General features: G+C 63.0%; 18 protein-coding genes. 1 reads left to right on the top strand and 17 read right to left on the bottom strand.

Features of this window, described 5'->3' with window-relative positions:
* Window positions 1-586: 586 nt before the first annotated feature.
* The 17 genes from ABIB36_RS08015 to ftsH all read right to left on the bottom strand — a co-directional run bounded on the left by ABIB36_RS08015 (window position 587) and on the right by ftsH (window position 18,672).
* Window positions 587-1,024: an OsmC family protein gene (locus ABIB36_RS08015; RefSeq protein ID WP_084345513.1), complete on the bottom strand. Its 438-nt coding sequence runs from the start codon at window positions 1,022-1,024 to the stop codon at window positions 587-589.
* 55 nt (window positions 1,025-1,079) lie between these two features.
* On the bottom strand, window positions 1,080-2,678 hold the full coding sequence (locus tag ABIB36_RS08010) for an MFS transporter (RefSeq protein ID WP_354559851.1): 1,599 nt from the start codon (window positions 2,676-2,678) through the stop codon (window positions 1,080-1,082).
* A gap of 324 nt (window positions 2,679-3,002) precedes the next feature.
* Complete coding sequence (locus tag ABIB36_RS08005) at window positions 3,003-5,543, bottom strand: ATP-dependent Clp protease ATP-binding subunit (protein WP_084345516.1); 2,541 nt, start codon at window positions 5,541-5,543, stop codon at window positions 3,003-3,005.
* Window positions 5,544-5,853: 310 nt separating this feature from the next.
* Complete coding sequence (gene lysS, locus ABIB36_RS08000; RefSeq protein WP_084345518.1) at window positions 5,854-7,374, bottom strand: lysine--tRNA ligase; 1,521 nt, start codon at window positions 7,372-7,374, stop codon at window positions 5,854-5,856.
* Between the two features lie 39 nt (window positions 7,375-7,413).
* Window positions 7,414-7,836, bottom strand: a complete 423-nt coding sequence (locus tag ABIB36_RS07995) for a rhodanese-like domain-containing protein (protein ID WP_084345520.1) — start codon at window positions 7,834-7,836, stop codon at window positions 7,414-7,416.
* Complete coding sequence (locus ABIB36_RS07990; RefSeq protein ID WP_354560212.1) at window positions 7,833-8,381, bottom strand: cysteine dioxygenase; 549 nt, start codon at window positions 8,379-8,381, stop codon at window positions 7,833-7,835. The genes ABIB36_RS07995 and ABIB36_RS07990 overlap by 4 nt, the downstream gene beginning before the upstream one ends.
* A gap of 147 nt (window positions 8,382-8,528) precedes the next feature.
* Window positions 8,529-9,329, bottom strand: a complete 801-nt coding sequence (locus ABIB36_RS07985; RefSeq protein ID WP_084345531.1) for a type III pantothenate kinase — start codon at window positions 9,327-9,329, stop codon at window positions 8,529-8,531.
* Between the two features lie 2 nt (window positions 9,330-9,331).
* Entirely contained in the window at window positions 9,332-9,763 is a 432-nt protein-coding gene (panD, locus tag ABIB36_RS07980; RefSeq protein ID WP_354559853.1) for an aspartate 1-decarboxylase, read from the bottom strand.
* 11 nt (window positions 9,764-9,774) lie between these two features.
* On the bottom strand, window positions 9,775-10,677 hold the full coding sequence (gene panC, locus ABIB36_RS07975) for a pantoate--beta-alanine ligase (protein WP_354559855.1): 903 nt from the start codon (window positions 10,675-10,677) through the stop codon (window positions 9,775-9,777).
* The gene (locus ABIB36_RS07970; protein WP_084345534.1) at window positions 10,674-11,618 is read right to left on the bottom strand and encodes a Rossmann-like and DUF2520 domain-containing protein; all 945 of its coding nucleotides are present in this window, start codon (window positions 11,616-11,618) and stop codon (window positions 10,674-10,676) included. Before ABIB36_RS07970 ends, panC begins: the two co-directional genes overlap by 4 nt.
* 155 nt (window positions 11,619-11,773) lie before the next feature.
* Window positions 11,774-12,991: a DUF6779 domain-containing protein gene (locus ABIB36_RS07965; protein WP_084345535.1), complete on the bottom strand. Its 1,218-nt coding sequence runs from the start codon at window positions 12,989-12,991 to the stop codon at window positions 11,774-11,776.
* A gap of 100 nt (window positions 12,992-13,091) precedes the next feature.
* Complete coding sequence (locus tag ABIB36_RS07960; protein ID WP_084345536.1) at window positions 13,092-13,559, bottom strand: DUF3180 domain-containing protein; 468 nt, start codon at window positions 13,557-13,559, stop codon at window positions 13,092-13,094.
* Window positions 13,556-14,074 (bottom strand): 2-amino-4-hydroxy-6-hydroxymethyldihydropteridine diphosphokinase, encoded by a 519-nt coding sequence (gene folK / locus ABIB36_RS07955; protein WP_084345537.1) that lies wholly within the window; start codon window positions 14,072-14,074, stop codon window positions 13,556-13,558. The genes ABIB36_RS07960 and folK overlap by 4 nt, the downstream gene beginning before the upstream one ends.
* Window positions 14,071-14,433, bottom strand: a complete 363-nt coding sequence (gene folB, locus ABIB36_RS07950; protein WP_084345538.1) for a dihydroneopterin aldolase — start codon at window positions 14,431-14,433, stop codon at window positions 14,071-14,073. The genes folK and folB overlap by 4 nt, the downstream gene beginning before the upstream one ends.
* Entirely contained in the window at window positions 14,430-15,284 is an 855-nt protein-coding gene (folP, locus tag ABIB36_RS07945) for a dihydropteroate synthase (protein WP_179142178.1), read from the bottom strand. The genes folB and folP overlap by 4 nt, the downstream gene beginning before the upstream one ends.
* Window positions 15,281-15,886, bottom strand: a complete 606-nt coding sequence (folE, locus tag ABIB36_RS07940; RefSeq protein ID WP_179142207.1) for a GTP cyclohydrolase I FolE — start codon at window positions 15,884-15,886, stop codon at window positions 15,281-15,283. Before folE ends, folP begins: the two co-directional genes overlap by 4 nt.
* 116 nt (window positions 15,887-16,002) lie before the next feature.
* Complete coding sequence (ftsH, locus tag ABIB36_RS07935) at window positions 16,003-18,672, bottom strand: ATP-dependent zinc metalloprotease FtsH (protein WP_354559858.1); 2,670 nt, start codon at window positions 18,670-18,672, stop codon at window positions 16,003-16,005.
* Between the two features lie 335 nt (window positions 18,673-19,007).
* Between ftsH and ABIB36_RS07930 the strand changes: the two genes are divergently transcribed.
* Complete coding sequence (locus ABIB36_RS07930) at window positions 19,008-21,314, top strand: serine/threonine-protein kinase (RefSeq protein ID WP_354571543.1); 2,307 nt, start codon at window positions 19,008-19,010, stop codon at window positions 21,312-21,314.
* The last annotated feature ends 217 nt before the right edge of the window (window positions 21,315-21,531 follow it).

The raw sequence follows: 21,531 nt of genomic DNA, 5'->3' as shown, positions 1-21,531 counted from the left end.
CAGTGGCGAACGAACGACGTGATATCGAGGCTTGTTTCGACCCGCGCCTGAATGACGACTATCCAGGTCGCCAGTGCGACACCGCTGGCGACGATCGCGCCCTCGAGGATGTCCTCAACCCGGAACGCCCGAGCGTTGCCCACCCGAAAAAGAAGTAGCCCGGCGATGAGGGCAACGTGGCCGCCGACCCACAGAACGTCCGCCCAGGACATCACCATCGTATGACTCGGGTTGCCGACGAGATTGCCCAAACCCCACGCGAGCAGACCTACCACCCATAACGTCCAGCTGACGCCGTTCACCGAACGATTCATCCGGGCGCCGAAGACGACAAAGGCGAGCGCTACCGCCATCAGTACGCCATTGGCGATCGAGCGCGGCAGGCCCGCGGGCAGTACCAGGTACAACCCAGTGCCCGACAAGCCCAGCAGCAGAAACCTCGACCAACGCATCCTTTTCAGAGCGACCCCTTGTCCACCGACTACAGCCGTGCCCGACACCGAGTAGAAACGGTCCAACAGGGAGCATTCGGAGCGAGAAGCTCAGCGGATTGGTCGAACATCAAGATGAGCAAAGTCCGATGGAATCAGGATTCGAGTGCAGCGTCCAGAGTGATGTCGACTCCGGTCAGCGCCTTGCTCACCGGACAGGTTTCCTTCGCGGCCTGCGCAGCCTTCGCGAAACCGTCGGCGTCGAGACCGTCGACCTCGGCTCGGACGGTGAGCTTGATCCCCGTGAGTTTGAAGCCTGGCGTATCCGGTCCGAGCGAGACCTCTGCGGTGACGTCGAGGCTCTGCGGAGTACCGCCCGCCTCGGCGATCACGGCCGAGAGCTGCATCGCATAACAAGCCGAATGCGCTGCAGCGATGAGCTCCTCCGGACTCGTCGTGCCATCAGCGTTTTCAGCCGCGCGCTTGGGGAAGGACACGTCGAATGTCGCAGCACCGGAACTGGTCAGCTCGACCTGACCCGAACCCTTCTCCAGTGTTCCGTTCCAGGCTGTGCGTGAAGTGCGTGTAGGCATCGCTTTTCGACTCCTCGTTCGAATTCAGGCTCGGACGAGCCCGAAGAATCCCAGGCTAACCGGGTTCGTCGATCGGCGTTGCAGATCGACCCGCGTCGATCGAATGATATTGAGCGAGAAGCTTTTTCTCCTCGTCGCGCCCCGGAAAAGCGAAGAAGACCAGTACGGCACCGACCAGGACCACGATTATCGCGGCGGCGTAGGACATTTGATCACCGTCGAGAAACGCTTGTTTGGCTGCGCCGATGATCTGATCGGCGTACTGCGGATAGCTGCTTGCCAAATCGGTTGCCGACGAGAACGACTTGGTGAGAATCGACTGGGTTTCCGCGCTGATATTGCTCGCCTCGGGCGAACTCGAAATCTGCGACGTCAACGATGCCGCGTACCCAGCAGTGAGCAGTGCACCCAACGTCGATTGCATGATCGCTCCGCCGAGATCGCGTTGCAGATCCGCTGTTCCCGACGCCATTCCGGCGCGATCGACCGGCACCGAGCCGGTCAAGGAACGCGAGGCAGGTGTGCCTGCGAGGCCAACGCCGATACCGAGCAACACGTAACTGATCGCCACTACTGCATAGGACACGTCTTCCTTCCATGTCAGCCAGGCCATCACCAATCCGAGAACGATGAAGACGTAACCGAGCAGCAAAGTGAATCTCGACCCCCGATGCTCCACCAGCTTCGCCGACTGCGGCGCCACCAGCACCATCGCGACGGCCGCAGGTAGCGTCGACGCACCGGCGGCAAGTGTCGAGTAACCGAGCACGTTCTGCAGAAACTGCTGACCGACGAAGATGACACCCATCAGCGAACCGAACACGATGATCCCAGCCAGGGCCGCAACCCAGAACGTCCTCCGACGAGCGATTTTCAGATCGAACAGCGGGAACGACGTGCGGTTCTGCCGGACGAGAAATACCGCCCCTGCTGCAAGAGCGATCGCACCCAGCCCGAGCGCGACGGTTCCCATCCCGTCGACCGGCGCGAAATTGATGCTCAGCACCAGCGCTGCAATGAACACAACCGACACGATTCCACCGAGATTGTCTACCGGATCGGTTGTTTCGTTCACATGCGCTGGCACGAACGCAGCTGCCAGAACCAGGGCGACCAACGCCAGCGGTGACGTCACCAGGAAGACCGATCCCCATTGAAACTTCTCCAGCAACGCCCCGGACAACAGTGGTCCGAGTGCGGACATGGCGCCGCCGAGAGCCGACCACAACGCAATTGCTTTCGTGCGCGAAGCCCCGGACCACAACGCAGTGATGAGTGCCAGGGTCGTCGGGTAGGCCAAGCCTGCGGACAGACCACCGAGCAACCTCGCACCGAACAGAACTTCGAAATTGGGTGCGAAACCGGCAATGACACAGGCAGGTATCGACAACGCCATACCCAGAACCAACAACAGTTTGCGTCCGTAGCGGTCCCCGAGCGCACCGAGATAGAGGACCGAACCAGCGAGGCCGAGCGAATACGCGACCGCGATCAGATTGAGCTGCGTCTGACTGGCGTCGAAGTCTCTACCGATTTCCGGCAGTGCGACGTTGGCGACCGCCAAATTCAGGTTTGCGACGGAAGCAACAAGGATGAGTACGAACAGAACCAAACCGGCTCGCGCGGACGCAGTGTGCCTGTCGACTGTAGTCACGCACTCAGTAAAACCCAACGTTGCGTTCTCCGCCTCACCTATTGAGTGCGAATCCGACGGTTCCGCCGCCGCTTGAATGTGACATCGAAGCCATCAGATCGTATGAGTGGACCATTGAAGCGGTGGGGCGGGCGAATCCGACGGTTCCGCCGCCGCTTGAATGTGACATCGAAGCCATCAGATCGTATGAGTGGACCATTGAAGCGGTGGGGCGGGCGGGCGAACCACCCAGCCCACAGACGACAAAGCGGGCCGCACCCCTTTCGGAGTACGGCCCGCTGAGTCGAAAATACTGGGCCGAAACTACTGGGCTGAAACTACCGACTAGTCGCTGTCACTGTCGCCGGTGGCCTTGGCCAGGTCGACGGGCAGTTCGTCAGGAACACTGATCGGCTTCTTCTCGCCGCGGAACGTGAACTTCGCGTCCTCGCCCGAGCCTTCGCCGTCCCAGTTCTCGACGTCGACCAGGATGATCTGGCCGGCTTCGACCTCGCCGAACAGGATCTTCTCCGACAACGCGTCCTCGATCTCGCGCTGGATGGTGCGACGCAGTGGCCGTGCACCCAGTACCGGGTCGAATCCACGCTTGGCCAGCAGTGACTTGGCCTTCTCGGTGACCTCGATCGACATGTCCTTGTTCTTGAGCGCACCTTCGACTCGGTTGAGCATGAGGTCGACCATCTGGACGATCTCGTCCTTGGTGAGCTGGTGGAACACGACGATGTCGTCGATACGGTTGAGGAACTCCGGGCGGAAATGCTTTTTCAGCTCGTCGTTGACCTTGAGTTTCATCCGCTCGTAGTTCGATCCGGTGCCTTCACCTGAGGAGAAGCCGAGTCCGACTGCCTTCGAGATGTCCGCGGTACCGAGGTTCGAGGTGAAGATCAGCACGGTGTTCTTGAAGTCGACCGTGCGTCCCTGGCCGTCGGTGAGACGGCCATCTTCGAGCACCTGCAGGAGCGTGTTGTAGATCTCCTGGTGTGCCTTTTCGATCTCGTCGAACAGAACGACGGAGAACGGCTTGCGGCGGACCTTCTCGGTGAGCTGGCCGCCCTCTTCGTATCCGACGTAGCCGGGAGGAGCACCGAACAGCCGCGACGCGGTGAAGCGATCGTGGAACTCACCCATGTCGATCTGGATGAGGGCGTCGTCCTCACCGAACAGGAAGTTCGCGAGTGCCTTCGACAGCTCGGTCTTACCGACACCGGACGGGCCGGCGAAGATGAACGAGCCCGACGGACGCTTCGGATCCTTCAGTCCTGCACGAGTACGACGGATTGCCTTCGAGACGGCCTTGACTGCCTCTACCTGTCCGATTATCCGCTTGTGCAGTTCATCTTCCATGCGGAGCAGACGAGTGGTCTCTTCCTCGGTGAGCTTGAACACGGGGATGCCGGTCCAGTTTCCGAGGACCTCGGCGATCTCGTTGTCGTCGACCTCGGCAACCACGTCGAGGTCACCGCTACGCCACTGCTTCTCACGCTCGGCGCGCTGGGAGACGAGCTGCTTCTCCTTGTCGCGCAGGTTCGCGGCCTTCTCGAAGTCCTGCGCGTCGATCGCGGACTCCTTCTCCCGACGTGCGTCGGCGATCTTGTCGTCGAACTCGCGCAGGTCTGGTGGAGCGGTCATTCGACGGATGCGCATCCGCGCGCCCGCCTCGTCGATCAGGTCGATCGCCTTGTCCGGCAGGAATCGATCGTTGATGTAACGATCGGCCAACGTGGCAGCTGCGACGAGTGCACCGTCGGTGATGGAGACGCGGTGGTGAGCCTCGTACCGATCACGCAGACCCTTGAGGATCTCGATGGTGTGCTCGACAGTCGGCTCGCCGACCTGCACGGGCTGGAAACGACGCTCGAGAGCGGCGTCCTTCTCGATGTACTTGCGGTACTCGTCGAGGGTGGTGGCACCGATGGTCTGCAGCTCACCGCGAGCCAACTTCGGCTTGAGGATCGAGGCCGCATCGATAGCGCCCTCGGCTGCGCCTGCGCCGACGAGAGTGTGCAGCTCGTCGATGAACAGGATGATGTCGCCGCGGGTGTTGATCTCCTTGAGAACCTTCTTCAGGCGCTCTTCGAAGTCACCGCGGTAACGGCTACCGGCAACCAGCGAACCGAGGTCGAGGGTGTAGAGCTGCTTGTCCTTGAGTGTCTCGGGCACCTCACCGTTGACGATCGCCTGAGCCAGGCCCTCGACAACAGCGGTCTTACCCACGCCGGGCTCACCGATGAGAACAGGGTTGTTCTTCGTACGACGGCTCAGCACCTGCATGACGCGCTCGATTTCCTTCGCGCGACCGATGACCGGGTCCAATTTGCCTTCGAGTGCAGCCTGGGTCAGGTTGCGACCGAACTGGTCGAGAACCAGCGACGTCGACGGCGTACCGGCATCGCCGCGTCCGCTACCACTCTCGGACGGCTCCTTGCCCTGGTAACCGGAGAGCAGCTGGATAACCTGCTGACGCACCCGGTTGAGGTCGGCTCCGAGCTTGACCAGTACCTGAGCCGCAACGCCTTCGCCTTCGCGGATCAGACCCAGCAGGATGTGCTCGGTGCCGATGTAGTTGTGGCCGAGCTGCAGTGCTTCACGCAGACTGAGCTCGAGTACTTTCTTGGCGCGCGGGGTGAACGGGATATGACCGGACGGAGCCTGCTGGCCCTGACCAATGATCTCCTCGACCTGGCTGCGGACTCCTTCAAGGGAGATACCCAGCGACTCCAGAGACTTCGCTGCGACGCCCTCACCCTCGTGGATGAGGCCGAGCAGGATGTGTTCCGTGCCGATGTAGTTGTGGTTGAGCATCCGGGCTTCTTCTTGAGCCAGGACGACAACACGCCGCGCGCGATCGGTGAACCTCTCGAACATCGCTCTCCCTCACTTCTCGGTGGGTGGTAGCACTCCGCCCACCAGGTCTTCTAGCACCACGGTATTTGGTAAATCGGGTTCGCCGGCATTTGAAGGGTAAGTCTCACGTAGATGCCGAAAGGTATCCACGCCTCCAGCCTTACTCTAGTTGGCCGAAGGTTCACTTGCCGACCCTCGACCCCCTCTACAGGTCATCTCTGATCTGTAGCGACGGACCTATGTGCCTGCTTACTGTTCATAACGCACCGTCGGGGCAATTCGTTTCCCCTCGAGTGTCCGCTGTTGGCGAACAATAAACTTTGCTCGCAAGTCAGCCCTGAGACGGCTTCACGATCGGAAACAGAATCGTCTCTCGGATACCTAGTCCTGTCAGCGCCATCAGGAGCCTGTCGATTCCCATACCTGTGCCTGTGGTCGGAGGCATGCCCTGCTCCATCGCGGCCAGGAAGTCCTCGTCGAGAACCATGGCCTCGTCGTCTCCGGCCGCGGCCTGACGTGCTTGATCTTCGAAACGCTCCCGCTGGATGACCGGGTCGACCAGTTCGGAGTAGCCCGTCGCGAGTTCGAACCCGCGGATGTAGAGATCCCACTTCTCGGTGACGCCCGGCTTGCTGCGGTGCTGACGAGTCAGCGGAGACGTCTCGACGGGGAAGTCACGAACGAAGGTCGGCGCGAACAAATCGTTACCGATCTGGTTCTCCCACAACTCCTCGACGAGCTTGCCGTGACCGTAGATCGACTTGCCGTCCTTGCGCGGCACGTCGACACCGATCTTCTCGGCGAGGGCCAAGAGTTCTTCGACCGTGGTATCGGGCGTCACGACGATGCCGAGCGCCTCCGACAGGGACGGGTACATCTCGAGTGTCGTCCACTCACCGCTCATGTCGTAGGTCGTGCCGTCGGGCAGCAGGATCACCTGAGTTCCGAGCGCGGCCTCGGCAACCTCTTGAATGAGCTCACGAGTCATCTTCGCCGAGTCGTCGTACGTTCCGTACGCCTCGTAGGTTTCGAGCATCGCGAATTCGGGAGAGTGCGAGGAGTCGGAACCTTCGTTACGGAAGTTGCGGTTGATCTCGAAAACCTTCTCGATGCCGCCCACGACGCAACGCTTGAGAAACAGTTCGGGTGCGATCCGGAGAAAAAGGTCGGTATCGAGTGCATTGGAATGAGTGACGAACGGGCGGGCGGCAGCGCCACCATGCAAGGTCTGCAGCATCGGGGTCTCGACTTCGAGGAAGCCCCGTCGCTCCAGGGCATTGCGCAGTTCGCGTACGACCGCGATGCGCTTGCGAGCGACCGCGCGTGCTTCCGGGCGGGTGATCAAGTCCAGGTATCGCTGCCGAATACGCGTCTCTTCGTTCAGTTCCTTGTGCGCCACCGGGAGCGGTCGCAGAGCCTTCGACGCGATCTCCCACGAATCGGCCATCACGCTGAGCTCGCCGCGACGCGAGCTGATGACCTCGCCGTGTACGAAGACGAAGTCACCGAGATCGACGTCCGACTTCCAGGCCGCCAAGGCGTCCTCACCGACACCCGCAAGGCTGATCATTGCCTGGAGTTGAGTTCCGTCGCCTTCCTGGAGAGTGGCGAAACACAACTTGCCGGTGTTGCGGACGAAAATCACGCGACCGGCGACTCCGACGAGCACGCCCGTCTTCGCATCGGCTTCGAGGTTGGAGTACCGGTCACGAATCTCGAGCAACGTGTGCGTCCGCGCTACGGACACCGGGTACGCCTCACGTCCCTGTTCGAGCAACCGGTCCCGCTTGGCGCGACGGATCCGAATCTGTTCCGGAGTGTCGTCGGCGGTGGAGGAAGCTGAATCAGTCACAGACGCACACTTTATCTGTCGAACCCCTCAACAGGAGAATCAGTGCGCACTGACGGCCTTGGCCTCACGGACGGTGTGCTTGGCCTTGGTCAGCACGCCGAGCAGCCCGGCCGACTTCAGTGCCTGGTACCCGCCGACGAGGTCGGTGGCCTTCGTGAGCCCCAAATCCTGCAACGACGCCGCGGCGAGGCTGGAGGTATAGCCCTCGGAGCAGATGACGATCCACTCGACGTCGTGATCGACTGCGACAGCGAGCCGGGCATCACTCGTCGGATCCAGGCGCCACTCCAGCACGTTGCGCTCGATGGCAAGCGCGCCGGGCAGCGTGCCCTCGACGGCCCGTTGCGCCTGAGGCCGAATGTCGACGACGACGGCACCACGGGCAATCGCGTCGCGCAGCTCGAAGACGGTGGTGCGCTCGATGCGGCTGCGCGCCTGATCCAACATTTCGACGATCGTCATTTCGATGCACCTTCGGGTTCGTCGGTCAGCTCGGTACGGGTTCTTCGGAGCGAGGACTGCTCGGTGACTTCGTAGTAGGACATTGCTGTCAGCGGTGGCGAGTACGCGTGAACGCTGAGCGTGGGGCCGGGCGCGGTGGTGTCCGGTGCATGCATGACGTCGTGGACCCACCCGAGCGGGAACGACGCTTGATCCCCGGCATCGAGGCGCCGGCTCTTCAGTTCATTTCCAGCCCAACGAGATTCGACGAGGGAGCCACTGAGGACGGTCAATGCGCCGATCGAGCCCGCGTGATCGTGAAGCTCGGTGGACCTGTCCGGTACCCAGCTGATGAGCCAGACGTCCAGGTCGTCGTCGGCGTGCAAACGACTCGCCCAGCGTTCTTCGGTCGGCCAGAGGCCGCTCTCGGGCAGGATGTCGTCGAATCGGCCGTCCAGCACGTCCGAAGCGCCCTGATCGGTGATACGCAGTAGGTCATGTGGCCTGAGCCGGGTAGGTAGAGAAAGCTGAGGCGCGGAACGGGCGCGGCTGGAAACAGAGCGCACCGGTGGGGAAATGAAGACAGGTGTGGAAAGCACGGGGAGTACTCCAGAGTCGATGTTTGAACGAGGCAGCGATCAGCCTCGACAACACTCCTTGGGTCCCATGCACGTCATCACGAGAAAGATTGTTACACACGCCGCCCGCAAGCGCTAGCGCATCCGTCGTTTCGCGAGATTGCGCTCGTAGACCAGTCGCAGGCCCTCTAGCGTCAGGTCGGGCTCGTGATGCTCGATTGCACTGCTCTCCCCCATGATCAGCGGGGCACTGGCGCCGGTACCGATCACGGCCACGTCCGCACCGGAGAAGTCGGCGAGTTCACGACGGATGCGGGCGATCAATCCGTCGACCAACCCGGCGAACCCGAACACGGCACCGGACTGCATGCATTCGACGGTATTCTTCCCGACCACCGAGCGGGGCCGTACCAATTCGATCTCCCGTAATGCTGCTGATCTGGAAGACATTGCTGCAGTGGAGATCTCCAACCCGGGCGCAATGGCACCGCCGAGGAATTCGCCTTTGGCAGAGACGACGTCGACACAGGTCGTGGTGCCGAAGTCGACCACGATGCAGGCACTACCGTACAAATCGTGCGCAGCAAGGGTATTGACGATCCGATCGGCGCCGACCTCCTTGGGATTGTCGACCAACAGCGGAACACCCGTTCGCACACCAGGTTCGACGACGACGTGCGGAATGTGCTCCCAGTAACGGGTCAACATCGTCCGAATTTCCCGCAGCACCGAGGGGACGGTCGACAGGGCGCTCACGCCGGTGATCTGATCGACGTCGTCGCCGAGAAGGCCGCGAAGCATCAATGCCAGCTCGTCCGCCGTTATTCGCGAATCCGTACGCATCCGCCAATCACGCAACAACTTTGCGTGATCACCATTGCCGCTGAACAGGCCGAGCGTCATCGATGTGTTGCGAATGTCGATCGCAAGCAGCATCTTTACACCAGAACGGAATCGGCACGAAGTGTGCGAGGTGTGATCAGGCCCGAGCCCTCGGGTGCATATGCGGGGTCACTACCGAGTTCGACGGGCTTGTTCTTGTCGTCGACGAACACCACTCGGGGTGCGTAGTCCTTGCATTCCTGCTCGTTCATCACGCCGTAGGCAATGAGAATGACCAGATCACCAGGATCGACCAGATGTGCTGCGGCACCGTTTATACCGATCACCCCGCTGCCACGCTCGCCGGTGATTACATAAGTTTCCAACCGTGCGCCGTTGTTTATGTCGACGATGGTCACCTGCTCACCTTCGAGGAGATCGGCCGCCTCCATCAGGTCCTGATCGACGGTCACCGAACCTACGTAGTGCAGGTCCGCATGGGTTACGGTCGCGCGATGAATCTTGGACTTCATCATTGTGCGAAACATGTTCTATCCCTTCAATTCTTCGGGTCGTCGGGGTATTCGAGAAAGCCGGTCCCGACAGCGACACCGACGTTGTCGATGAGTCGGGTGGTGCCGAGCGTCGCGGCCACGAGAAGTCGACCGTCGCCACGCTCGGGAGCAGGTCCGAGATCGACACCTCGAAGTTCGAGATAGTCGACCTTCACCTCGGGCACCGCCGCGAGCACTTCGCCTGCCGTAGCCAGAATCACTTCGGCTCCGCCGGCCGCGGCGTGGGCCCCGGCTACCAGCGCCGCCGACAAAGCCATCGCCGCCGTACGCTGGGCGTCGTCGAGATAGCGATTGCGAGAAGACAACGCGAGACCGTCCTGCTCGCGCACGGTGGGGACACCGAAGATCTTCACGTCGAAGTTCAGATCTCGCACCAGCTGTCGGATCAACGTCAGCTGCTGGTAATCCTTCTCACCGAAGAACGCTGCATGCGGGGAGGTGATCTGCAACAACTTGGTCACCACTGTGAGCATCCCGGCAAAGTGCGTCGGCCGGCTAGCACCCTCCATCTCGCTGCCGAGCGGACCGGGGAGCACGGTCGTACGTGGCCCGGCCTGGTACATATCCGACACCGAAGGAGCGAAGACGATCTCGACTCCCTCACTTGCCAGCAACTCCACGTCCGCGTCGAGGGTGCGTGGATAGGCGTCGAGGTCTTCCCCTTCGCCGAACTGCAGGGGGTTCACGAAGATCGACACGAACACCACGGCCCCGGTGCGCTTCGCCTGCCGAACCAAATGGATGTGCCCGGCGTGCAGCGCACCCATGGTCGGCACCAGCGCTATCTGCCTGCCGACGCCGCGCAGTGCCTTCGACACCGCGGAGACGACAGTCGGATCGTGATGAACTGTCAACTCCCCCGCCTTGTAGCTACCTGCCAGGGTCATAACTCGCCTTCCAGAATCTCGATGAGTTCGGGTTTCGATCCGATGCGTTGGGCGGATCTGAGCGAGAGCGCTCGGTATCCCGCCGCGATCGCAGGATCGACGTCGCTGAGCACGTCCAGATGCTTCTGCACGGCGGCGACGTCGCCGCGCGCCACCGGCCCGGTAAGAGCGCTCTGACCGTGCCGCAATGCGTTGTCCAACGCTGCTCGCACGAGCGGACCGAGAACTCGCTGTGCTGCTTCGGGTTCGGAATCGATCCCAGGAAAACCTGGGCCGTCGAGTGCGACTCGCAATGCGTCGACGGCGTCGGCAACCAGCGTGACGAGGTGATTGGACCCGTGAGCCAACGCTGCGTGATAGAGCGCGCGATTGTCTTCGGCGACATGAACCGGTTCACCACCGAGTTCGAGAACCAAGGCTTGCGCGACGGCATAGCCGATCTCGTCCGCTGCGGTGATTCCGAAGCACGCAGCGGCCAGCCGATCGGTGTCCTCGGGCCCGCCGGTGAACGTCATGGCCGGGTGAATAGCCAACGGGATAGCACCTTGTGCGGCCAACGGGGCGAGGATGCCGATGCCGTTCGCGCCGGAGGTGTGCACGACGAGCTTTCCCCGGGCAACGACACCGGTTGCCGCCAACCCTGCGGCGATGGATGCCAACTCGTTGTCCGGAACTGCGAGGATCAGCAACTCGGCACGCCTGGCAACCTCGTCGACAGGCAAGATCTGCGAATCCGGCAGGCGCGTGCGTACGCGCTCCTTGGACTCTTCCGACACTGCAGCACAACCGAACACGACATGCCCGACGCGCTCGAGAGCCTCGCCGAGTGCGGTACCGACCCGTCCTGCGGAGACGATACCTACGCTCAAACGCGCAGGTGCCGGGTCGGCAGAGCTTGGGGGTATTCCGCGGGCACCACTCCTGAACTCAGGTGAGGTCACCGAAACTTCCTCTCGTTCGTTCCAGTCCCGCTCGGCGGGTACCAGACGTCCTGAACGAAGGATAGCGGCACCGGGATACCTCGGGCCACGGCCTGAGCAGTGATCTATTTCACCCTTCGGTGCCGCGCCCGGCGTTCGGACGAGATGTCAGCAGGTCAGTCGGCGCGGCGTCGATGACGACGTGCGCTCGGCTCGGTGTCACTGGATTTCATTCCTGCCATGATCTCGGCCACCGAACGACCATTGGTGTGCGCACCCGCGCCATCACCGTCCGGCTCGGCTCGACGCCGTCGCCTCGGAAGATCGGAAGCAGGCTCCGAAGCGTCGTGACTTTCCACGTCCTCGGTGTTCGAGTCGGGCGCAGGTGCCACAGCTTCCTCGGGAACCGGTGCAGGTTGTTCCGTCGACTCCGCAACAACCTCAGGCTCGGACACCCGGCTCGCGTACGGCTGCGGGCTCGAAGACGGCTGGCCCGAATATGGCTGCGAACTCGCGCCCGACCCCTGGGCTGCCGCGAGCGGTTCTTCGGCTTCGACGGCCGTCGACCGATCGGACGAATAGCCGACGGGCTCACTCACCAGCGGTGGTGTCGGAGCCGGGGCCTGCGGCGGTGTGGGTACGCGTCGACCGCTGGCCGGGGATCGCGATTCTGCGCGACGGGCCGGCTCGCTCGACACATAACCCCCGCTGGGCACAGAACCCGCGCCGGGCACGTCCTCGCTACCGATGGGGACGTCGGGATAGAGCACCGAGGTCTCGGCTGTGACGGGCTCGTCGTACGGCGTTCCGAGACCGGGCACGGGGGCGTTCGGGCCCTCGGCGCTCGGGGAAGAGGACTGCGAAGATTTACCGGGAACGAACAAGCCCGAAGGTGCCGGCTGGTAGCTGGCGTAGCTGCGACCGCCGAGCTCCTGCACACGCGTCGCATCGGCTCGCAGCGCCACTCGTTCGGTGGGCAGGTTGCCGTCGAACAGTAGTTGCAGGTTGTTGCGTAGGTGAGCCAGTTCTGCTCGGAGTGCCGCAATCTCGCTGGTCTCGACAGCCACTTCGCTTCGTACGCGAGATTCGACGCCGAGTTCGTACTCCCGCCGAGCGGAAATCTCACGCGCGAGCTGGAGCTCGTACACAGTCTGAAGATCCTTGGCCTTGGCTTGGTCGGCCACTGCTTCGCGGCGGTACTTCGTCATCGCGAACGCACCGATGATCGCGGCCCACAACGCTGAGACCAAGCCCACACGTAGCCACTGCACATTTTCGCTGAACAACATCAACATGCTGGCGATGATGCCGAATACGACCAGCGCTGCAATGAAAAGCTGGCTCGCACTCCGCCGTTGACGGCGTGACGCTTTCGCGCGAGTCGGTTCGGTCATGACGTCCAGGGTAGCTGGCGAACCGTCGACAAACGGGGAAGCCGGACTACGCTTGTCCGCTTCGGTGGTAACGATCCGGCTCCGGGGACGGTAACTGCCTTCAACGTTCGGGCCTGTCACCGGAGTCGGTCGGGGTCCTGCAGCAACGTTCGAGCCACAGGGCCGCACCCACCAGAGCCACTGCAGCAACGAGCCCGACGATGACGCCCGCCCGGTCCGAGGACGCGGCCCGCACCGACGACGCGAGCGGGACGATGTGTAGCAGGAATCCGAACCACACTCCGGCAGCTGCTGCACCGACCAGAGCAGATGCCTTGGCCAGGGCCAGCGCTCGGGCCGCGGTGATCGGATGTAGCTGATTCGGCCCGTCGCCGACCTGCAGTTTCTCGATGCGCGATCGGATCACGAAGCCGAGCACCGTCTCGGCGATCGCGACGACGTAGAGCGATGCGCCGGCGAACACGTGAATCGGTGGTAGCGATCCGTAGAACGATCGCACGAGCAGCCAGGTTGCGAGAGCCGCGAATCCGGCGAGGCCGACAAGATCTCTGATTCTCGTGGCCGTCATGGAGCGGTGTTCGGTGTGTGCAGTGTCATCTCCGTGCGGTGAACGCCCGCCCGTTCTTCCTCGCTCAGCGATTGTATCCATTCGCCCACCGACCGAGCGTCCCCGGACACTTCGAGCGACGCCCCAGGGTCGACCTCGAGCCAAGGGACCAGGACGAATGCTCGCTGGTGTGCTCGAGGATGCGGAAGGAGCAGCTGTGGATCGCTACTGGAAATGTCGTCACACGTGATGATGTCGACGTCGAGACTTCGCGGTCCCCAACGCTCGACCCGTATGCGGTCCGCTGCCTTTTCCAGTTCACGAGCAACCTCGAGCCAGTCGTACGGGCCCCGTTGATCATCGTCCGCTACGACGATGGCATTGAGAAAGTCCTGTTGTTCGACGCCTCCCCAGGGCGCCGACGAGTACACCGAAGACACCGCAACGACGCGGTCGCCGAGCGCGGACGTCACCGAACGCAGATGCGCATACGAGTCACCGACGTTGCTGCCGATCGACAGCACCGCGCGCGTCACCGACGACTCCGCGAGGCGACTACAGCCACATCGTCGAAGGAGAGTGGGATCGGCGCGGACGGTTTGTGCAACACCACCTCGACTGCATCGACGCGCGTGTCCGCCATGACTCCGTCGGCGATTTCGGCTGCGACGGTTTCGATGAGGTCCCGCGACGGACCTGCGATGATCGCCGCTGCCGCTTCCGCAAGCTCGCCGTAGTGCAGCGTGTTCACCAAATCATCCGTCGCGGCAGCAGGGCGCAAATCCATCCAGACGGTGATGTCGACGACGAAGTCCTGACCGTCACGTTTCTCGAAGTCGAAGACTCCGTGGTTGCCGCGAATCTTCAACCCGCGCAACTCGATTCGGTCACTCACCTTCTCAACCCCTGCCATGCCTTCACTACTGCTACCGCGTCCAGTGAGGCCTGGGCGTCGTGAACGCGAACACCCCACGCTCCTCCTGCGACCGCAAGCGCGGACACAACCGCTGTTGCGACCTCACGTCCGTCGGGCGGTCTCGGTTCACCGTCGGATTCGAGAAGTGTGCCGAGAAAACGTTTACGTGACGCGCCGATCAGAATCGGCATGCCGAGCTCGACGAACGTCGGTAGCGCTCGCAGCAGTTCCCAGTTGTGCTCGGCGTTCTTCGCGAAACCGAGACCTGGATCGAGGATGATGGCCGCCGGATCCACACCTGCGGCTACGGCACGATCGACTTGCTCGAGCAGTTCGCGTCGAACATCGGCGACGACGTCGTCGTAATACGCGATGGCGCCACTGTCCTGATGAGCGGCCGCGCCGTCAGGGCCGTAATCGGCGGCCGAGCGCCAATGCATGAGAATCCACGGCAGACCGGCATCGGCGACCACCGACGCCATCGCAGGATCTGCGCGGCCTCCGGAGACGTCGTTGACGATCGATACCCCTGCTTCGATCGCCGCCGCCGCCACCGATGCCCGCATGGTGTCCACGCTGGTGGCGATGCCGCGCGCCGACAGTTCTGCGATGACGGGCACAACTCGGCGCGCCTCGACGGCAGGGTCGATTCGATCGGCACCCGGACGCGTGGATTCACCACCGACGTCGACGATGCCGACACCTGTCCGGTGCAGTGTCGTTCCGTGTGCAACTGCTGCGTCGACGTCCAGGTACCGCCCCCCGTCGGAGAACGAGTCGGCGGTCACGTTGAGGACACCCATGACGACGGGCGCGACGGGCAAGGTCATTTGCGCAGGATGAGATCCAACGCTTCGGACCGAGACGCGGCAGAAGATTGGAACAAGCCCCGCACAGCCGACGTCGTCGTACTCGCTCCGGGCTTTCGGATGCCACGCATCGCCATGCACAGGTGCTCCGCCTCGATGACGACGATCGCGCCGCGTGGGCTCAGCTTGCGCATCACTGCGTCGGCAACCTGACTGGTCAGCCGTTCCTGAACCTGTGGCCGTTTGGCATAGAGGTCTACCACTCGTGCCAGCTTCGAGAGGCCTGTCACCTTGCCGTTGCTACCGGGGATGTACCCGACGTGCGCAACTCCATGGAACGAAACGAGATGATGCTCGCACGTGGAGAACATGGGGATGTCGCGGACGAGAACCAATTCCTGGTGGCCTTCGTCGAACGTCGTGTTCAGTACGTCGTCCGGGTCGGTGTAGAGGCCTCCGAAGATTTCCTTGTACGCGCGTGCGACGCGGGCGGGAGTCTCGAGCAGCCCCTGCCGATCCGGGTCTTCGCCGACTGCGATGAGCAGTTCGCGCACTGCGGCCTCCGCGCGCGGTTGATCGAACGCGTTTCCGGTTGCCACTGCGACGAACTCGTCGCCGGGTATTACCCCGTCTTGGTCGATCTGCCTGACTGACACTGAGCTTGTACCTCCGGTTGCGGGGCGCCGATGCCCCGAGGTTTGACGGTCAGCCTATCCGGCGGCGCCTCGGGGCGACCGAACTAGTGCTGTCCGTTGGGACCTTCCCAGCGTTGCGTGCGAGGGCCCTCGTTCTGCTCGCCGTCCGGATTCGGGGTCTCCCAGGGTGGATTCGGTTCTTCGTTTCCACCGCCGCGAACGGCGTCGTCCGGCAGGGCCCCGTTCAAAGGATCCCATCGCGGGGCTTCCTGACCCTGGGACTCCGGTTCCCGGTATTCGGGCTGGCGATTGTCGGGCTGGCGGTACTCCGGGGGCTGATATTGCGGCGGCTGATAGGAGGGATCGGTGTAGCGATTGCCCTCCGAATAGCCTGCTGGGGGTCCGCCCTGAACGGGACCGAGCGGATCTCGTGGAGGCCAGCCTGGGGCGGACCATCCGGCCGGGGCACCGTAGTCGGGACGCGAGCTCTTCGGTGGCTCCGGCTTGCGATACGACCCACCGTTGTAGGGCGCGCCGTCATTGTGTGCTCCGCTGGAGGGTGCACCCCCACCGTTGTACGCACCCCCGTTGTACGGTCCGCCGTTGTACGGGCTGCTGTTCTGGGTGCCACCGTTGTACGGGCTACCGCCATTGTTGCCGGCTGGATTGTTGCCGGCTGGATTGTTGCCGGCTGGGTTGTTACCCGCTGTGGGCGCTCCGTTGGCGTGACCACCGCCGTAGTTGCCCGGGCCCCCCTTGGAAAGCTGGGGTGCACCTGCGTACGTGGGCTGCGGGAACTGTTGTGGTGGAACGACCTTCGGGGCGACAGGCTCGGGCGGCCAGGGCTCACCGCGCTCGGCAGCGAGTTCGCGTGGCGTTTTCACCGGTGGCTTGTCCGATGGGATCCGTGCGCCGAAATCGTTGAACGCGGTGATTCGAGGGCGTTTGCTGACACTCGTGAAGATCTTTTCGAGATCTTTGCGAGTGAGGGTCTCGCGCTCGAGCAATTCGGTGGCGAGGATGTCCAGGATGTCGCGGTATTCGTTGAGGATCGCCCAGGCCTCGGTGTGCGCTGCTTCGATCAGATTGCGCACCTCCTCGTCGATCTCCCGTGCGACCTCGTGCGAGAAGTCGGACTGCATGCCCATCGAGCGACCGAGGAACGGATCGCCCTGCTCCTGCCCGTAACGAACTGCGCCGAGCTTGCTGCTCATGCCGTATTCGGTGACCATTGCCCGCGCGATCTTGGTGGCCTGGTCGATATCGGAGGAAGCACCGGTGGTCGGCTCGTGGAAAACGAGTTCTTCGGCTGCGCGACCACCCATTGCCATGACCAGACGAGCGATCATCTCGGACCGCGTCATCAGGCCCTTGTCGTCCTCGGGCACCGTCATGGCGTGGCCACCGGTTCTACCGCGAGCGAGGATCGTCACCTTGTACACGGGCTCGATATCGGGCATCGCCCACGCCGCGAGCGTGTGCCCGCCCTCGTGGTAGGCGGTGATCTTCTTCTCGTGCTCGCTGATGATCCGGCTCTTGCGGCGGGGTCCACCGACGACGCGGTCCACCGACTCCTCGAGAGCTGCCTCGGTGATGACCGTGCCGTTCTCGCGTGCTGTCAGTAGTGCTGCTTCGTTGATGACGTTCGCCAGGTCTGCACCGGACATGCCGACCGTGCGTTTCGCGAGGCCTTCGAGATCGGCGTCGTGTGCCACCGGCTTGCCCGCCGAGTGCACGGCCAGGATTGCGCGTCGACCAGCGAGGTCGGGAACCCCGACGGGGATCTGACGGTCGAAGCGACCCGGACGTAGAAGAGCGGGATCGAGGATGTCGGGGCGGTTGGTGGCGGCGATGAGGATGACCCCGGTGCGCTCACCGAAGCCGTCCATTTCGACCAGCAGCTGGTTGAGGGTCTGCTCGCGCTCGTCGTGGCCGCCACCCATGCCCGCTCCACGCTGGCGTCCGACGGCGTCGATCTCGTCCACGAAGATGATGCAGGGGCTGTTCTGCTTGGCCTGTTCGAACAGGTCGCGCACACGAGAGGCGCCTACGCCGACGAACATTTCGACGAAGTCCGAACCGGAGATGGTGAAGAACGGCACTCCTGCTTCACCGGCGACTGCACGTGCAAGGAGTGTCTTACCTGTTCCGGGAGGACCGTACAGCAGCACGCCACGCGGGATCTTCGCACCGAGGGCCTGGTAGCGAGCCGGATTCTGGAGGAAATCCTTGATCTCGTACAGCTCTTCGACGGCCTCGTCGGCACCGGCGACGTCCTGGAACGTCGTCTTGGGCATGTCCTTGGTGAGCTGCTTGGCTTTCGACTTACCGAAGCCCATCACGCCACCACGACCGCCGCCCTGCATACGGCTCATGAAGAACACGAAGATGCCGAGCAGAATGACCATCGGGAGAAGGAAGAGCAGCAGTGAGCTGAACCAGCTGTCCTGGGACACCACGGTGTTGTAGCTCTTCAGCCCGTCCTGGCCGACCTTGTCGAAGATCTGTTCCGACGCCGAGGTCGGGTACTTGGCGAGGATCTTCGTCTCGCCGTCGGTTGCGTCGCTGCCGGACTTGAGCTCGAGGCGTATCTGCTGCTCACGATCATCGATCTGAGCTGTGTCGACGTTCTTGGAATCGAGCTGCGCTATCGCCACTGACGTGTCGACAGTCTTCCACCCGCGTGTGTCGTTTCCGAAGTAGCTGAAGGCAGCGATCACCATCAGGACGCCGAAAACGATGGCCAGGTTCCGTATAACTGTCTTCCGATTCATACAGCTTCAGCCGAGACGGCCTCGTCCTTTCCAGTCTTCTCCAGTACGCAGACTCCGGCCGCGCACCGGATGATCCAGGTTACCGCGAACGGCAACCGACTGCCCCAGGTGCATCACGTGCACAAACGGGCCGGCAACACTGCTGCGTTGCACAACGCATCTCCCCCTTCAACGTCTCCCCTGCCCCACAGGTTCCCCACCACAGTCTTCTTATTGTCCGACCTACCGCTTTCGGCAGAGGACAGCGACGCTGGAGGGTCTAGTCTGTCAAAGTGCAGCCAGGCTCGGACAGAGTCACCGTAAATTCGGATGGTGTCACAACCCATCCGGACGGCATGGCAGTGCCGGAGCACGCCGACGCAGCCGCTGAGCTGCTGAGATCCGCCTGGCGGACGAGTACCTCGACGGCTGATCCACGGGCGCCCGACCTTGCCGAATTCCTACCCGATTCGGCCACTCTGCGGCATCGGTGGCTCGTAGCGCTCATCTCGGTCGACCTCCAGGAGCGCTGGTTACGTGCGCACTTGCCCAAGCGACTGCGGGACTACTGCACCGAATTCGACCTCGCCGAGGCTCAGGTCCCGGTGGGATTGATCTATGAGGAATTCTGCGTGCGACGTCAGAGCGGGGACTCGGTATCGCCGTCCCACTACGTCGCGGAGTACCCGGTGCAAGCAGCGGCGCTGGCCGAATTGCTCAACGTCGTTCCGGGTGAAACCACCGAGCTCTCCTCGACCGAGCCGGAGTCGGAGCTCGATGCCACCCAGGTGGAACCCACGACCACCGACATGACGGGAACCGCCTCCGCCGGCCTGGAATGGACCCGCCCAGGGTCCCAGGACGAGCTCGAGGATCTCGACGTCGGCGATCGGTTGGACGATTTCGACTTGCTGATGGGCCTCGGCCGTGGCGCTTTTGCGCGGGTGTTCCTGTCCAGGCAGCGCTCGATGCAACGAATCGTGGCGGTGAAGATTTCCGAGGACCGCGGGACCGAACCGCAGACTTTGGCGCAGCTCGATCACGACTACATCGTTCGGGTGTTCGATCAACGTGTTCTCCGGGACCGCGGGCTGCGGCTGCTGTACATGCAGTACGTGCCTGGAGGCACCCTGCTCAATGTGCTCGGAAGGGTCCGGGCGAATCGAGAAACCGACCGCCACGGACGACTACTTCTCGACAGCGTCGACGCCTCACTCGCTGACAAGGGCGGCCTTCGCCCCACCGACTCGACTGTGCGCGAACAGATTTCGTCCTTGTCGTGGCCGGAGACGGTGGCTTGGATCGGCCGTCGACTCGCGGATGCACTGCATTACGCGGGCGAACGCGGTGTGTTGCATCGCGATATCAAGCCGGCGAATGTGTTGTTGACCGCCGAGGGCGTCCCGAAACTGGCCGACTTCAACATCAGCTTCAGCGGCGCCGTGGCAGGGGACAGCCCAGTCGCCTATTTCGGTGGGTCGCTGAGCTACATGTCGCCGGAACAATTGGAGGCCTGCCATCCCGGACGGCCGGGGCGCGCCGCAGATCTCGACACGCGCAGCGATCTGTATTCGCTCGCGGTGGTGCTGTGGGAACTGTTGACCGGCCACAAGCCGTTCCCCGACCCCGAAGACTCCGCGGCCGGGGACCGTACGGCCATCGACGGCCTGCTTGGGGTGCGCCGGGGCGGAGTCGGCGCGCAGGCACTGTCCGAACTGCCACAAGACTGTCCGGCGACGCTGCGACGCATCCTCGTCAAATGCCTCTCGCCCGACCGGGAAGATCGCTGGGCCACCGGCCAGGAAATGGCTCAGCAATTCGACCTGTGCCTCGACGCTCGCGCACGCAATCTGGTCGACCCCCCGCCCACCAGCGCACGCGTGAGACTTCGGCGACACACGGTTCCTGTCATGACCCTCGCGATCGGCGTTCCCAATGCCGTCGCTGCGGTCTATAACTACCAGCACAACAAGGCGCTGATCATCAGCGACCTCGCCCCGGCGGCACAGGAGAGATTCGGGATCGTCGCGACGGCCATCAACGGCCTGGTCTGGCCCCTGGGGCTGGTGTTGATTCTCTGGTTCTGCCGTCGAGTACTCGCAGTTCCGCATGCACTGCGGACCGGAAAAATCGTTCCGGAAGAACGATTGGCCCAGGCAAGAGCAGACACGCTCATGGCCGCGGGCCGAGTGGTCGCGGTATGCCTCGGTCTGTGGGTCGTCGCAGGTATCGCATTCCCCGTGTCCCTACAGTTCGCCGCCGGTTCGGTGCCGACCGAGGCGTACGTGCACTTCATCGCATCGCTGGTCGTCTGCGGCGCGATGGCAACCGCCTACCCGTTCTTCCTGGTCTCGCTGTTCACCGTTCGATGTCTGTACCCGTCGCTGCTGCCCTACGGTCGTGCGGGGAGCGGAGACGCCTCACGACTGCACACGTTGCAGCGCCGTAGCGTCGGGTTTCTGACCGTCGCCGCGTCGATTCCGCTGATCGCCGTAGGTGGCCTGACCTTCGTTCCTACTGCGGACATCCCCAACATCATCGACGTCGTACGGGTCGTCTGTGTGGGCGGGATCTTGGCATTCGTCGCGTCGTACTCGATTTTCCGGCTGATCGAGGGCGATCTCAACGCGCTGCTGCGGGTCGTCTCCCGCAGGTCGCGCTAGCCTTGGCCAAGCCCGGTATCGCACGGTTCGATGCCAGTGACTCGGTACCGCCGCGTCCATTGCAGTGGTGTGGACAGAGGTGCCTGAACCGTGATTTTCGGTCAGGCACCTCTGTCGCGTTGGCGCTAGCCCAGCGGGGCTTGCCGGGGGTTCGAAGCGTTCGCCGTACTTGGCGGCGAGCTCCTTCGGCGAGCCGACGTGGACGTGATGATCACCG

This window comes from Rhodococcus sp. UYP9 (assembly GCF_040547235.1).
Classification (GTDB): Bacteria; Actinomycetota; Actinomycetes; order Mycobacteriales; family Mycobacteriaceae; genus Rhodococcoides.
This window is presented reverse-complemented; position numbering and strand designations above follow the sequence as displayed.

Coding starts and splice junctions, on each gene's coding strand:
- ABIB36_RS08015 (WP_084345513.1), bottom strand. CDS start 1,024: ATGCCTACACGCACTTCACGCACAGCCTGGAACGGAACACTGGAGAAG.
- ABIB36_RS08005 (WP_084345516.1), bottom strand. CDS start 5,543: ATGTTCGAGAGGTTCACCGATCGCGCGCGGCGTGTTGTCGTCCTGGCT.
- ABIB36_RS07995 (WP_084345520.1), bottom strand. CDS start 7,836: ATGACGATCGTCGAAATGTTGGATCAGGCGCGCAGCCGCATCGAGCGC.
- ABIB36_RS07985 (WP_084345531.1), bottom strand. CDS start 9,329: ATGCTGCTTGCGATCGACATTCGCAACACATCGATGACGCTCGGCCTG.
- panD (WP_354559853.1), bottom strand. CDS start 9,763: ATGTTTCGCACAATGATGAAGTCCAAGATTCATCGCGCGACCGTAACC.
- panC (WP_354559855.1), bottom strand. CDS start 10,677: ATGACCCTGGCAGGTAGCTACAAGGCGGGGGAGTTGACAGTTCATCAC.
- ABIB36_RS07965 (WP_084345535.1), bottom strand. CDS start 12,991: ATGACCGAACCGACTCGCGCGAAAGCGTCACGCCGTCAACGGCGGAGT.
- ABIB36_RS07960 (WP_084345536.1), bottom strand. CDS start 13,559: ATGACGGCCACGAGAATCAGAGATCTTGTCGGCCTCGCCGGATTCGCG.
- folP (WP_179142178.1), bottom strand. CDS start 15,284: ATGACCTTGCCCGTCGCGCCCGTCGTCATGGGTGTCCTCAACGTGACC.
- ftsH (WP_354559858.1), bottom strand. CDS start 18,672: ATGAATCGGAAGACAGTTATACGGAACCTGGCCATCGTTTTCGGCGTC.
- ABIB36_RS07930 (WP_354571543.1), top strand. CDS start 19,008: ATGGCAGTGCCGGAGCACGCCGACGCAGCCGCTGAGCTGCTGAGATCC.